The 14,062-nt window shown below is 49.6% G+C and carries 14 protein-coding genes and 1 other annotated feature; of the genes, 12 read left to right on the top strand and 2 right to left on the bottom strand.

The features are described from left to right. Nucleotides 1–299 precede the first annotated feature (299 nt). Nucleotides 300–818, top strand: a complete 519-nt coding sequence (locus tag FGB90_RS11085; protein WP_138810909.1) for a DoxX family protein — start codon at nucleotides 300–302, stop codon at nucleotides 816–818. 46 nt (nucleotides 819–864) lie between these two features. Here FGB90_RS11085 and FGB90_RS11080 read toward each other — a convergent pair whose 3' ends face one another. Continuing rightward, nucleotides 865–2,088 carry an ABC transporter permease gene (locus FGB90_RS11080; protein ID WP_138810908.1) on the bottom strand — a complete coding sequence of 408 codons (1,224 nt, stop codon included), beginning with the start codon at nucleotides 2,086–2,088 and terminating at the stop codon, nucleotides 865–867. Continuing rightward, nucleotides 2,078–3,010, bottom strand: a complete 933-nt coding sequence (locus FGB90_RS11075) for an ABC transporter ATP-binding protein (protein ID WP_138810907.1) — start codon at nucleotides 3,008–3,010, stop codon at nucleotides 2,078–2,080. Before FGB90_RS11075 ends, FGB90_RS11080 begins: the two co-directional genes overlap by 11 nt. Before the next feature lie 175 nt (nucleotides 3,011–3,185). On the opposite strand from FGB90_RS11075, the gene FGB90_RS11070 reads away from it, so the two are divergent. From FGB90_RS11070 to FGB90_RS11020, 11 genes are all read left to right on the top strand, one after another. Further along, nucleotides 3,186–4,679: a BCCT family transporter gene (locus FGB90_RS11070; protein ID WP_138810906.1), complete on the top strand. Its 1,494-nt coding sequence runs from the start codon at nucleotides 3,186–3,188 to the stop codon at nucleotides 4,677–4,679. A 110-nt stretch (nucleotides 4,680–4,789) separates the two neighbouring features. Next, entirely contained in the window at nucleotides 4,790–5,530 is a 741-nt protein-coding gene (gene srtD / locus FGB90_RS11065) for a class D sortase, LPxTATN-specific (protein ID WP_138810905.1), read from the top strand. A gap of 696 nt (nucleotides 5,531–6,226) precedes the next feature. Beyond that, nucleotides 6,227–6,832, top strand: coding sequence for a GNAT family N-acetyltransferase (locus FGB90_RS11060; RefSeq protein ID WP_138810904.1), 606 nt, complete (start codon nucleotides 6,227–6,229; stop codon nucleotides 6,830–6,832). Next, nucleotides 6,829–7,842 (top strand): DUF2332 domain-containing protein, encoded by a 1,014-nt coding sequence (locus FGB90_RS11055; protein ID WP_281280044.1) that lies wholly within the window; start codon nucleotides 6,829–6,831, stop codon nucleotides 7,840–7,842. Before FGB90_RS11060 ends, FGB90_RS11055 begins: the two co-directional genes overlap by 4 nt. Nucleotides 7,843–8,720: 878 nt before the next feature. Next, nucleotides 8,721–9,542 carry a M23 family metallopeptidase gene (locus tag FGB90_RS11050; protein ID WP_138810903.1) on the top strand — a complete coding sequence of 274 codons (822 nt, stop codon included), beginning with the start codon at nucleotides 8,721–8,723 and terminating at the stop codon, nucleotides 9,540–9,542. Continuing rightward, a complete protein-coding gene (locus FGB90_RS11045) occupies nucleotides 9,535–10,377 on the top strand; it encodes a M50 family metallopeptidase (RefSeq protein WP_246056153.1) in 843 nt (280 codons plus the stop codon). Before FGB90_RS11050 ends, FGB90_RS11045 begins: the two co-directional genes overlap by 8 nt. Nucleotides 10,378–10,437: 60 nt before the next feature. Next, entirely contained in the window at nucleotides 10,438–11,898 is a 1,461-nt protein-coding gene (locus tag FGB90_RS11040; protein ID WP_138810902.1) for an Rne/Rng family ribonuclease, read from the top strand. 54 nt (nucleotides 11,899–11,952) lie between these two features. Then, nucleotides 11,953–12,045 (top strand) — a sequence feature (ribosomal protein L21 leader region). 12 nt (nucleotides 12,046–12,057) lie between these two features. Beyond that, complete coding sequence (rplU, locus tag FGB90_RS11035; protein WP_138810901.1) at nucleotides 12,058–12,366, top strand: 50S ribosomal protein L21; 309 nt, start codon at nucleotides 12,058–12,060, stop codon at nucleotides 12,364–12,366. A 12-nt stretch (nucleotides 12,367–12,378) separates the two neighbouring features. Next, the gene (locus tag FGB90_RS11030) at nucleotides 12,379–12,711 is read left to right on the top strand and encodes a ribosomal-processing cysteine protease Prp (RefSeq protein WP_138810900.1); all 333 of its coding nucleotides are present in this window, start codon (nucleotides 12,379–12,381) and stop codon (nucleotides 12,709–12,711) included. 5 nt (nucleotides 12,712–12,716) lie between these two features. Continuing rightward, nucleotides 12,717–13,010: a 50S ribosomal protein L27 gene (gene rpmA / locus FGB90_RS11025; protein WP_138810899.1), complete on the top strand. Its 294-nt coding sequence runs from the start codon at nucleotides 12,717–12,719 to the stop codon at nucleotides 13,008–13,010. Nucleotides 13,011–13,445: 435 nt separating this feature from the next. After that, nucleotides 13,446–13,835 (top strand): thiol-disulfide oxidoreductase DCC family protein, encoded by a 390-nt coding sequence (locus FGB90_RS11020; protein WP_138810898.1) that lies wholly within the window; start codon nucleotides 13,446–13,448, stop codon nucleotides 13,833–13,835. Nucleotides 13,836–14,062: the final 227 nt, after the last annotated feature.

Here is a 14,062-nt window from a genome sequence, read left to right as displayed (position 1 = left end):
CAGAAAATCTGTCACCGAATGTTCAACATTGTGATCACCCTCACAAACTTTATCGGGTTATACTATAAGTGAAAGATCGTTAGTGATCACTAACTGGACAACCTAATGTGAAATGATGAGCAAAACAGTTTTGAAGACCTCAGAATATGGGAGCAGTTTTTTAACGATGTTAATGTGAAATCGTGAGCAATAAGGTGTCCGCGTAATTAAAGTCTTCTTCAGGAAAGACCAGGCTATTATTTTTTCGATGATTATGTGAAATATTGAGCAACTTAATTACTAGCAGGAGGAATGTTGACATGATTATGAATTTTTTAAGAAAGAATCGTATTGCAGCCGGAATTCTTGCTGTTATCAGGATTTACATCGGATGGCTCTGGCTGAGTGCCGGATGGGGGAAAGTGACCGGGGATTTTAACGCAGGCGGCTACCTGAACGGGGTTGTTGCAAACCCTGATGTTGCGGCCCAGTACCCGAATTACCATGCCTTTATTGAAACCTTTGCCCTGCCTAACGCAGACGTCTTCAGTTTCCTGGTGGCATGGGGAGAAGTCCTGGTCGGTCTCGGTCTGATTCTCGGAGTGTTTACCACCGCAGCAGCGTTTTTCGGAATTATGATGAACTTTGCCTTTCTTTTTGCCGGTACCATTTCTTCAAATCCGTGGATGGTCCTGTTTACCATCTTCATTCTGGCAGCGGGTCTGAATGCAGGCCGTTACGGCGGGGACCGCTGGGTAATCCCGTATATCCGGGAGCAGCTGTTCAGCCACATCCGCAGTAAAAAGGGGAAAGCAGTTTATAAGCCTGCCACTGCTTAAAGAATATAAAAGTCCGGAGCCGATCGGCTTCCGGACTTTAGTGACTTTACTGACGAATCCATTTGAGGATTTCTTTCGGTGTGGCGTTTTTCCCGTACATAAGAATACCGGTTTTAAAGATTTTACCTGCAAGTTTCATAATGATCAGGATGGAGCCGAAGAGAACGAGCAGGGCAAGGATAAGCTCCACCCACGGCCATTCCTCGATTACGCTCAGCCTGAGAAGAAGAATGGCAGGTGAGGTGATTGGAATAAAGGAAGCCACCTGTGCAAGAGTGCCCGACGGATCAGACAAAACCGGTCCGATAAAAACAAACGGCAGGAACGGCAGCATCATAATGATGCCCTGAAAATTACTCGATGCATTAACGTCTTCCGCTGTGGCGCCGAGGCTTACAAAGATTGCAGCAAACATGAGGTAGCCGGCTATTGCGATCAGCAGAAGAAGGGCGAGCTCCGGTACAAACAGGTAATCAAATACTGGGATGTCGGTCTGCCACTGTACCAGAGGCAGAGCCACTGCTGCCCAGAACAGAACCTGGACGATTCCGAGGACGAAGTACCCCATTATTTTACCCTGCATCAGGTCGGAAGGGGTAACCGATGAGAGGACCATTTCCGAGACTTTTTCCTTTTTCTCCTGGGAAGCACTCTGAAAGATCATCATCCCGGTAAACATAATCGCAAACAGGATCGCGCCGGCAAACAGTCCGGGAACGAGCCGTTCCAGAGGATCAGCAGCAGCCTCTTCCACTGCTTCTGTCTCACTTTCGGCTGAAACGGGAGTCAGACTGACGCCGGCAGATGCGAGAGCGGCTTCCGTTTCATCGAGTCCGAGGTTTTCAAGCTGCAGCTGTCTTAACGGCTGTTCCAGTGCATTAAACTGGAACACAGCCATCTCATCCACATCCTCACTCAAATATACCGGTACAGCGCCAGACTGGATACGTTCCTCCGTAATCTGAATGATGACGGCGTCTTCGGTGTACTGTTCGAGTTCTCTTAATATCTCATCTTCGCTTTCAAACGAGGAATCGGTAATGATGTTCATATTTTCCCGGCTGATATGTTCCTCAGCCTGTTCCCATACCCCAATCCTGTCGTCCACATAGACAAGAAGCTCATCGTCAGCCGGATCCGAAGTGAACATTCCCGGTACGGTAAAAAAGAAAATAAAAATAGCGGGAGTAAGAAATAAAGAGATAAAGTACGACTTATTCATCATATTCCGTTTAATTTCCCATTTGGCTACTTTCATACTATTTCTCAATGAGATCAGCCTCCTTTGCCCCTAAACGGTCTGTTGCAATACCGATAAAGATCTCATGGAGACTGATACGGTCTATGGACAGCTCCTGAATATCGAGTTCTTCGGGGATCTGACGGAGCCAGCCTGGTACATGGGTTTCCCTGGACAGGTGCAGAACGGAGCGGCCTTCCTGTTCCTCCACCCGTTGTACGTCTGTCAGCTGCTGAAGGCGTTCCCGGTCATTTCGTCCGCGTATTGTGCATTTAAAGTTGGCGTAGCGGGCCTTCACATCGTCCAGTGTCCCGTAAATCACCTTCTGACCCCGGTGAATCATGAACAGGCGATCACACAGTTCCTCAACGAGATTCATCTGGTGAGAGGAAAGAAGAATGGCTGTGCCGTTATCCGCAAGATTACGGATTTCCTTTTTAAAGAGCTCCTGACTGACAGGATCGAGCCCGGAAAAAGGCTCATCAAGAATGAGGAGCTCCGGTTCGTGAATGATGGAGGCAATAAACTGCACTTTCTGTCCCATCCCTTTGGAAAGTTCCTCAACAGATGTCTTCTCTTTGCCCTCGAGATCAAATTTCTTCAGATAATGAAGTGCTCTTTCTTTTGCTTTTTTTGCCGGGTAATCCTTCAGTTCAGCGAAATAGAGAAGAATATCCATCACTTTCACATTTTTATAGAGGCCACGTTCCTCCGGCAGATAGCCGATCCGGTGGCGTGGGATCGCACCATCTCCGTAACCGTGAAAGTTTATGTCCCCTTCGTCGGGATACATAATGCCCATAATGTTGCGGATTGTTGTTGATTTACCTGCCCCGTTTGGTCCGAGAACAGCCATAATCTCTCCTTTATGTACTTCGAAGGAAATGTCGCTGATAATCTGCCTGTCTTTAAACGATTTGCCGAGTTGACTTACGCTTAGTACTTTTTCCATTTCTCTCTCCTTTTCATAAAACAAATGTACTACTTCACTTTACTGGTTACGAATAAAAGGAAGCGGAAGTTTCATGCTTCCGGAAAATTATTCAATTAGAAGATGAAGTTATGGGCACCCTATCAGAAGCTGATTCTTAAGAAGTAAGGGACTTTGCTCGGAAGGGATGGAAGACATGAAGGAAAAGTTCTCAGTCGTTTTAAAAGTATCCGTTTCACTGGCGGCCGTTTTTGTGGTGGTCGGTGCGATGATACCCGGAAGAATGGAAGTCTGGATGGGAGAGGCCCAGGCGTTTATGTTTGAAACATTCGGCTGGTATTTTCAGCTGCTAACAACGAGCTTTTTTGTTTTCGCCATCTGGCTTGCGTTCAGTAAGTATGGAAAAGTGAAGCTTGGGGGTCCGGATGAAAAGCCGGAGTTTTCCCGGCCTGTCTGGTTCAGTATGCTTTTTTCGGCAGGTATTGGGATCGGTCTGCTGTTTTACGGGGTCAGCGAGCCGATTTACCATTTTGCCGACCCGCCCCGCGGTGAAGGGGGGACGGCAGCATCGGCTGTGGATGGTGTACGCTATACCTGGCTTCACTGGGGCCTGCATGCCTGGTCAATCTATGCGCTTGTGGCACTGGCACTGGCTCTTCAGCAGTTCCGCTACAAGGCTCCGGGCCTTGTGAGCACCACGCTTAATCCGGTTTTAGGGGATAGAATGAAGGGACCGTGGGGTAACGTCGTTGATATCATAGCTATATTTGCAACTCTGTTCGGTGTAGCAGCATCGCTTGGCCTCGGTTCCCAGCAGATCAACTCCGGCCTGGGCTTTCTGTTTAACGTGCCGTATAACTTCACTGTACAGCTGATTATTATGTCGATTATCACTGTTATTTTCGTTATATCGGCATCAACGGGGATTAAAAAAGGAATTAAATATCTCAGTACAATCAACATGTCCATCACCGGTCTGCTTCTGATTTTTGTATTTATTGCAGGGCCGACACTGTTTCTTCTTAATACATTTTCTTCGGCGCTGGGGGCCTACATCCGGACGTTCTTCGATATGGGACTCCGTATGAGCCCTGTCGATCCACAGGAAGCAGCGTGGACACAGGGATGGACCGTCTTTTACTGGACGTGGTGGATTTCGTGGACACCGTTTGTGGGTATGTTTATCGCCCGGGTTTCGCGGGGGCGTTCCATCAGGGAATTTATTACCGGTGTCATTCTGGCTCCGAGCCTCGTTTCGTTTATCTGGTTTTCCGTTTTCGGGGGAACCGGGATTTATCTGGAACTCTATCACGGGCTTGAGGTTTCTGCGCAGGAGCTTGAGACTGCACTGTTTTACGTGTTCCAGGAACTGCCCCTGAGTATGATCATTTCAGCATTTACGATCATCATCATTACAATCTTTTTTGTGACAACGGCGGATTCGGCCACGTTTGTTCTGGGTATGCAGTCAACAGGAGGAGATTTGAATCCTTCGGTGAAAATCAAAATTCTCTGGGGCTTCATTTTTGTCTCAGCGACAGCGGTCCTGCTTGCTGCAGGAGGGCTTGATGCCTTTCAGACGGCAATCATCATCAGTGCCTTCCCGCTTTCGATTATCCTGATTCTCATGTGCATTGGTATTGTGAAAACACTCAGCGAGGAAAAAGAGGAGAAACAGAAAGAAGTTTAAACGCTTTTTCCGGGTCACAATCCCCGGTGGAGAGTCACTGCTTTCTGTTTTCCATTTTATTAACACTGGTGTAAAATGGATGTAGTGAAGACGGAATGTGGAGGGCGTTTATGATTAATAAACTGGCCTGGATCGTTCTGACAGCTGGACTTGCGGTAGCCGGATGGAGCGCTATTCAATGGTACACAGGCAGTGCCGGGGTGACAAAGGATGCCGACAGAGCCCAGTCCGTCAGTGAAAACTGGAGTGATACTGATTACCAGGAGGTGTTCAGCCCCGTTGATCGTTCAGACGTTGAAAGCCTCACCTCTTCCGGTGCTGTATCCGAAGATCCGCCGATGATCTCCGGTACAGGGGAGGACCTGACTGAAGGCGGGCGTGAGGACTATCCCTACGAAGCCGGTGATGAAGTGGGTGAACTGATTATTCCGCAGCTGGACAGGCTCTATGAGGTTTACTGGGGAACAGATGATGATACACTCGACCAGGGAGTCGGCTACCATGAAGGTGATTTTACAACGCCACCTGACGGCCTGGGTCACACAGTTCTTTCCGGACACAGGGACACGGTCTTTCGGGAACTTGGTGAGCTTGAGGAAGGTGACCGGCTTTACATGGAGTTTGAAGACCGGGTTTACGAATACCAGATTCGGGATATCTGGATTACCGATGCAGATGACCGGACGGTAATAGTGGATAAGGACAGGCCGACGCTGACACTTACAACCTGCTACCCGTTTAATTACTTCGGGGCTGCTCCCGACCGCTATATTATTCAGGCGGAACTGACGGACATTACGCAACAGGACAGAGACAGTGACAGTGACAGTGAGATGAACGAAGGCGCTTAAGAGACCGGATCCGGTACAGAGGGATCGGGTCTTTTTGCTGTGTGGCATGTTTTACAGCTGTGTGGTGGATCTGCTTAAAGACAAGTAGTAAGGGGGGAACTTAACCCTGATAGTTACAGGGCACGTTCAAAAGGGGCTCAAACGAGCAGGGGGAGGCTTTGAGCTGCTTAAGAACCGGACAAAAGGAGGGCAAATGAGCAGATGGAGAAATTGAGCTGCATAAGAACGGGACAAAAGGGGGGCAAACGAGCAGATGGAGAAATTAAGCTGTATAAGAACTGGACAAAAGGAGGGCAAATGAGCAGATGGAGAAATTGAGCTGCATAAGAACCGGACAAAAAGGGGGCAAACGAGCCGAGGGAGTATTTTAGCTTCATAAGAGCCGGTCATAAGGGTGTCTAACGAGCCGATGCTGTATTTGACTTATATAAGCGTAATTTGTGGTAAGATCTAACTGATTGATTTTTCTAAAAAAAGGGAATCTGCCATGTATAAAGGAAAATAAGGGGCTGGCTCCCGTGAAGCTGAAAAAGTTTACAGATGTTGACCGTTCATTCATAGATCAGCTCTGCCGGTTAAGCTGGAAGCTGGCACATGGGAGAAGCAGGGGCTCCCGGACGCGTGGTTGTAAAATAATGGTTCGGTATTATCGGGATACGCCCGCGCCCTCACTTCATAATTGGAGGGACATGACATATGGAAATAAGACCATACAATAGTACTTATGAAAAAGAATGGCTGAGGTGCCGTGTTCTTTCGTTCCTCGACACAGCCTATTATGACAACGTTTTGAACAGGAAAGAACAATACAGCAACCCTTCGATAGAACTCGTGGCAGTGGATGACGATCAAATCGTAGGCATGCTGGATATTGAATACGAGGAAAAGGAACTTACAGTCTGTTCCAGAGGGGAAGGGCTTGGGGGCATGATCTGGCACCTGGCCGTTCACCCGGATCACCAGAGGAAGGGGATTGCAGGTGAGCTTCTTGCAGAAGGAGAGACGCGTGCAAAAGAACTGGGTCTCAACCGCCTGGAAGTATGGACACGGGATGACGACCGCGTGCAGCGCTGGTATGAGAAAAACGGGTTCAGTCTTGAAACCTCCTACCTCCATGTCTACCTGGAAGGCAGTGAAATCAGCAGGCCACTCGTGACAAATAAACCCGGTCTGATTCCGATGCAGGCTTTTGCCCACTACGCAGGCGAGGAGAAGGAGCAGGTGAAAAAGAGTTATGACCGCGTTCATGACTGTATGTGCTATGTGAAAGAGATTTCAGTAGGAGGTGCGGAAACGACGTGACAGACGCTTCAAAATGGTTTATTCAGTTTGCTGAAATGGAATGCAGGGACTCAAGCCCCCTTTATGATTTTCTCTCCCGGAAGATCGCCGGCGATGAGGAGATTCTGAAGCTTGCAATGTCGGGGGAGACGGGCCAGCCGGCACCGAATCTGCTTTTTGCATCCGTTCAGGATCTGCTTCTCAGGGGCGAGGAGCACGAACTCTCGCGTTTTTACCCCAGTATAACCGATGTACCCGACGTGCCGGAAAACAGCTGGAATGCGTTCAGGGACTTTTGCGGAACTTACCGTCAACAAGTGACGCAGCTCATGCAGACAAGAAGGGTGCAGACCAATGAAATTCGCCGCTGTGCCTACCTGTTCCCGGTTTTCTCCCATATTTATGCCCGGACGGGAACCCCTCTTTCAATGATTGAGATTGGCACCAGTGCCGGCCTTCAGCTTTTATGGGATCGGTACTCCTACTCTTATGGAGACGGGCACGTATATGGAAGTACAGAATCAGACGTACACCTGACTTCGGAGGTGACGGGACAGCTGGACATGAATCTGCGTCAGGTTCCACCGGTAGCTGCCCGCACCGGTGTCGATCTCAATGTACTGGATGTAACGGCTGATTCTGACAGACGCTGGCTGGATGCGCTGATCTGGCCTGAACACAGCAGGCGGCGCGAACAGTTCACCCAGGCATGCAGGATCATGGAAAAAGATCCGGTCCCCCTTGTGGAAGGTGATGGTGTGAAACTTCTTCCCAAAATTGCTTCTGGTATGCCGGATTCGGGCCCACTCGTGGTTTTTCATACTCATGTAGCAAATCAGATGCCTGAAGATGTGAAGCAAACGCTGCTTGAAACGGTTTATGAACTCGGCAGGGAGCGCGATGTCTATCACGTATACAACAATATGCATGATCGTCTCCTTCACGCAGATGCCTACCTGCGCGGGAACGTCAAATACCAGACCGTTGGAAAAACAGATGGTCATGCCCGCTGGTTTGAGTGGACCCTGTGACACAGGAGGTATTCCACAGTATAGATGAGAAGCCCGCCCGGTGAGATTTGCCGGGCGGGCTTTGTCCTATGTTCAGGTGAAACGGAGGGGAAATCAATCGTATTATAACGCTGTGAATCGCAGGCGGAAATGATGCTGTAGAGCCGGAATCGTATTAAAACGCTGTGAGTTTAAGGTGGAAATGATGCGATAAAGCCTGAATCGTATTAAAACGCCTTGAGTGTAAGGCGGAAATGATGCAATAAAGCCTGAATCGTATTAAAACGCCTTGAGTGTAAGGCGGAAATGATGCGATAAAGCCTGAATCGTATTAAAACGCCTTGAGTGTAAGGCGGAAATGATGCAATAAAGCCTGAATCGTATTAAAACGACTTGAGTTAAGGCGGAAATGATGCGATAAAGCCTGAATCGTATTAAAACGACTTGCGTGTAAGGCGGAAATGATGCGATAAAGCCTGAATCGTATTAAAACGCCGTGAGTTTAGGGCGGAAATGATGGGATAAAGCCTGAATCGTATTAAAACGCCTTGAGTGTAAGGCGGAAATGATGCGATAAAGCCTAAATCGTATTAAAACACCTTGAGTTTAAGGCGGAAATGATGCGATAGAGCCTGAATCGTATTAAAACGCTGTGAGTTTAAGGCGGAAATGATGAGATAGAGCCGAAATCGTATTAAAACACCCTGCAAAAAGCGGAGAAATGATACGCCCCTCCTGTTTAAGGCGACAGCCTCCCGAAAACATCTAACAGCCAATCAAAATGAACGCCCTCCCTCTCCCGCCCCCCTGCATAAACACAGTGGACAGGACATATAGTGCAGTAAGAGCAGACAACCTGTTTATACTGCAATTTCTACACAGACAGGCGGGGGAAATTTATGGATCACCGAGTGGATAAAATAAAAAAACTGATGGAAGCCAAAAGAAGAAAGCGCCAGCCGGGCAGAGTAAGGGAAGGCGAAAAAAGAAGGGACAGAGCCACTGTTCCGTGGGTCCAGACCAGTCACGACGAAGCGAGGGATGAAACGGACTTTTACCGTCCGCAGCCGCGAAGAGTGGATGAGGATGGAAAGCCGGAACCGTTCATTAAAAAGGAACGGATTATGTTTCAGCTGCTGGCAAGCATCTGTCTGGTTCTGGTGACGGCCATCATATTCAGCCTGCCGTCCGGGCAGTTTGATCAGGCCCGGCAGTTTATGTACAACTCCTTTAATCAGGAGTTTGAGTTTACGGCTGTGGCGGACTGGTATGAAGGCCAGTTTGGCAGACCGCTCGCTCTTCTTCCGGCGGGGATGGAAACGGCACCCGGACAGGAAGGGGCCGAAGTGGAATATGCCTCTGCGCTTCCGGCAACCGGTACAATTGCCCAGTCTTTTGCCCAGAACGGCCGGGGAATTTATGTGGAAACGGAGCTCAATGAAACCGTTGAAGCTGTCAGGAGCGGTATTATCCGGTTTGTAGGGGAGGATGAGGAACAGGAGTGGGGCAAGACCGTCGTAATCAGTCATTATGACGGAGGGGAATCCTGGTACGGGATGCTCGAAAACATCCAGGTAAACCTCTATGACCATGTAGAGGCAGGGGATCTTGTAGGGTATGTATCACCGGCAGGCGATAATGAGGAAGTGGGTGTGTACTACTTTGCCCTGAAGGAAGGGGAGGCGTTCGTCGACCCGATCGATGTGATCCCGCTTGATTAGTCTTCTGAGGCTCGTTAAAGTTCATCCGCTCTTCTGGCTCGTTCTCGGAACCGGGGTGGTGACCGGATACTTTAAAGAAGTCATCATGCTTTTTACAATTGTGTTCATCCATGAAATGGGCCACGCCTGGATGGCCCGGAAGTTTGACTGGCGGCTGACGAAAATTGAACTGCTTCCTTTCGGAGGAGTGGCCGAAACGGAGGAATACGGCAACCGGCCGGTTAAGGAAGAGGTACTGGTGATCCTGGCGGGACCGGCCCAGCATCTCTGGATGGTCGGAATGAGTTTTATTCTTCTTCCACTCCCCTGGTGGAGTGCTGCCGACCACAGTGTTTTCCTGTTCCATAACCTCACTATCCTTCTATTTAATCTGCTCCCGGTTAAGCCGCTGGATGGAGGGAAGCTTGTTTTTTCCCTTCAGAGTGCCCTGATGCCGTACCGGAGGGCCATGTCCGTATCGTTCTGTACGTCTCTTTTTTTCCTTGGGATTCTGACGCTTGCTGCCCTCCTCATCCTCCCGTTCCATCTGAATCTGATTGTCGTACTCATGTTCCTTATGGTTCATCACTACCTGGAGTGGAAACAGCGGCATTTTATCTTCATGCGGTTCCTTATTGAGCGCCGGGAAAAGAAAAACCGGATGCCGGACAGGATCCGGCCTGTTTTTGTTGCAGGATCGGAAAACGTGGCAGAAACGATGAAAAATCTGCGCCGGGACTGCCGGCATGTGTTTATTCAGAGAGAGTCGGGTGAATCAGTGGAGGAAACAGCAGTAATCGATGCTTACTTTAATAAGGAAAAACAAATGAGCCCTGTCGGCGCCCTGTTCCTGTAGCCGGCCGGGCTTTTCGTGTATAATACGAAGCAGAATAATTGAGAAACGGAGCGGACGCGTGTGTACGAGATCGTGCTGAACACAGCAACTGAGGAAAAAAGAGGCGCAGTCCTCCAGAACGGAAAAGTGACGGAATGGCTCGTTGAACCCCCTTCCCAGGGAGCGAGGGAAGGAGATATCTTTACGGGAAAAGTGTCCCGGGTTCTCCCCGGTATGGAAGCGGCATTCGTTCATATCGGAACCGGAAAGGACGGCTATCTTCATATGAAGGAAGTCAGAGCGGCAAAAGGCGGGGACAAGCCTCTCACGTCCTGTCTGAAAGAGGGACAGACCGTTCTTGTCCAGGTAACGAAAGAGGAAATGGGAACGAAAGGGCCACGGCTGTCGGAATACATCCAGATGCCCGGACAGTCGATCGTCTACCTCCCATATTCCGATTACGTGGCAGTTTCAAAGCGGCTCGGGGATGACGAACTGCGGAAAGAGTGGCGTGAGTTTGCACGGGAGTCCGTACACGATGAGGAAGGGATCATCATCCGGACGGCGGCAAAGGAAATGGGCCGGGAGCAGATTCTGAGGGAAATGGATGTGCTCAGAACGATGTTTGGCGACGCCCTCAGTGAGGCAGAGGAAAAAAAGACGCCGTCCCTCGTATTTGCCGGCGGCTCACTCGTGCTTCAGGCTGCCAGAAACTACGCCCATAATCCGGGGACGGAACTCATCTGCGATAACCCGAAGGATGTCCGGTTTCTGAAACGGTGGATGAGTATGAACCCGGCCGAGCAGGCGACGGTAAAGCAGTATACGGCCAGGGAGGGAATCTTTGCGGCTTACGGACTGGAACAGAAGCTCGAGCGGGTGTTTCAGAAACGGGCATGGCTGAAAAGCGGCGGGTTTCTTATTATAGAAGAAACCGAAGCCATGACGGTGATCGATGTGAACTCCGGGAAATATACCGGGAAAAAAGGACTCGACGATACTGCTGTAAAAGTGAACCTGGAAGCAGCAGCGGCGGTTGCCGAGGAGCTCCGGCTCCGTGATCTGGGCGGGATCATCATGATCGACTTTATCGATATGGAGGACGACACGAGCCGGGATGCAGTGCTCCGGACCCTGAAGGAAGCGCTGAAAAAAGACCGGACGAAAACAAGCGTGGCCGGATTTACGAGCCTTGGACTAGTGGAGATGACGAGGAAAAAAGCCCGATCTTCAGTAGCAGAACGGCTTCTTGAAACGTGCCCGTCCTGCAGCGGCACCGGTCAGGTGAAGTCGGCCCACAGCCTCTACTCGGCACTCGAGCGCGAGCTTACTGCACTCCCGTCGGAAACAGAAGCGGTCTGCATCAGCGCCGGAGACAGCCTGGCAGCGTTTCTGAAAGCCGGTTCCAATCACAGGGAGCTTGAGGAGCGTACGGGGAAACTTGTTTTCTTTGCCCGCAAGGAAGGGGCGGGGTTTGAGATCCGTTTAACCGGTAACGAGAAGGAAGTCCGCCGTTTCTTTGAGAGGGGAAATGAGCGTTGACACTGGTTTTTGGCTTGTGGTATGATGTTTCTTGTTAGTTGTTTGGCTGCGCCCAAGGAACTGCAACCGCGCAGATCAGGTTTTTAAGCGAACTGCCCCTCATCTGAGGGATAGAAAGCACCTGTGATGGCGAGTCTGAGTATTTAAGGAGGTGCGCATATGTACGCAATTATTGAAACTGGCGGCAAGCAGGTCAAGGTTGAGGAAGGTCAGGAGATCTTCATCGAGAAGCTTGAAGCTGCTGAAGGTGACACGGTTACTTTTGACCGCGTAATCCTTGTCGGCGGAGACGAGACAAAAGTTGGTTCTCCACTGGTTGACGGAGCGAGTGTTACAGCTAAAGTCGAGAAGCACGGTAAAGGCAAGAAGACAATCGTGTGGAAGATGAAAAAGCGTAAGAACTACCGTCGTAAGCAGGGTCACCGTCAGCCTTACACAAAAGTGACAATCGACTCTATTACCGTTTAATCGGAGGCTTTTATGATTAAGGTCACGATTGAGCGAAATGAAAATAAGCATGTGATGGCGTTTACGATGGAGGGACATGCTGATTCGGGGCCCCACGGTCATGACCTGGTGTGTGCCGCAGCGTCTGCTCTGTCGTTCGGATCCATCAATGCGGTTGCAGAGCTGACCGGCCTGGAACTCCCGGTTGAAATGGGAGACGAAGGCGGCTTTCTCCGCTGCCGGGTACCTCAGGATCTTGAGACCGGTACCAGCGAGAAGGTTCAGCTTCTTTTGGAAGGACTCATCGTATCGTTTGCCATGCTGGAGGAACAATACGGGGAGTATATCAAAGTATCCGGGAGGTGAAAGATATGTTTTTGAAACTCGATCTTCAGTTTTTCGCCCAGAAAAAAGGGGTAGGTAGTACGAAGAACGGTCGTGACTCAATCTCCAAACGCCTCGGTACGAAGCGTGGAGACGGTCAGGAAGTTACCGGCGGATCTATCCTTGTGCGTCAGCGCGGAACTCGCATTTACCCAGGTGTAAACGTAGGTAAAGGCGGCGACGACACGCTTTTCGCAAAAGTGGACGGTATCGTTAAGTTCGAACGTGTGGGACGTGACCGCAAGCGCGTGAGCGTATACCCGGAGGTTCAGGAAGCGTAAGCCTTTCTGTGGCCCGGCGTTTGATCACATAGAAGACTGTTCAGCCCCCTGTGCTCATTTTGAGCGCAGGGGGTTTTTGTGTTTTCGGTGGTTTTTGAGGAACGGAGCTGGTGGCAGAGGTGTTGTCGGGAGCGGTAAGTTTCTGAGTTGGAGCGGTTGGATTCTGCTTCCGGGTGATTGTATTTGTGTTCGGAGCGATTAGATAGTGCTTCCGGGTGATTGTATTTGTGTTCGGAGCGATTAGTGTGTAATTTCCCCTGACATTCAGGAATAAGAGGTAAAGATATTCGCAGAGATTTTGTTTTTTTACGGTAAAATCCGGATAATTACGCGAAAATCAATTTGCCAGCGAAACTCCTCTCTTCCTTCCCGGCCTCCGGTTTGCAACCCACCCTCCCTGAAGTGGTAAAATGGGGACAGAAGGAGGCGGTTGAATTGAGTAAAGTAGTGCTTTTTGACGGTGAATGCAATTTCTGCGACAGAAGTGTGCAGTTTATTATTAAGCGGGATCCGGACGCCGTCTTCAGGTTCGCTTCCCTTCAGAGTGAGGCGGGGCAGCGGCTTCTGAAGGAACACGGCGTACCCGAATCGACGGACAGCATGGTACTTATCGATAAAGGTAAGTATTACCTCCGTTCTGCAGCGGCACTGCGGATCGCCCGGCACCTCCGGGGGCTGTGGAAGCTGGTTTACGTATTCATCATTGTGCCGCCTCCGGTCAGGAATGCGGTATACAGCCTCATTGCACGAAATCGGATCAGGTGGTTCGGGAAAAAGCAAAGCTGTGCGCTGCCCTCACCAGATGTGAGGAAGCGTTTTCTGTAGCCGGGCTGTTTCGGCGAATGAAGTGGTGGAGACAGGCGCTCGCAACCGCTAAGGACAATATATATTTTGTAAGGACAATAAATCTGATATAAGGACAATATATATTTTGTAAGGACAATAAATCTGATGTAAGGACAATATATATTTTGTAAGGACAATAAATCTGATATAAGGACAATATATATTTTGTAAGGACAATAAATCTGATGTAAGGACAATATATATTT

It is taken from the genome of Alteribacter natronophilus (genome assembly GCF_006007885.1).
Lineage (GTDB): Bacteria > Bacillota > Bacilli > Bacillales > Salisediminibacteriaceae > Alteribacter > Alteribacter natronophilus.
This window is presented reverse-complemented; position numbering and strand designations above follow the sequence as displayed.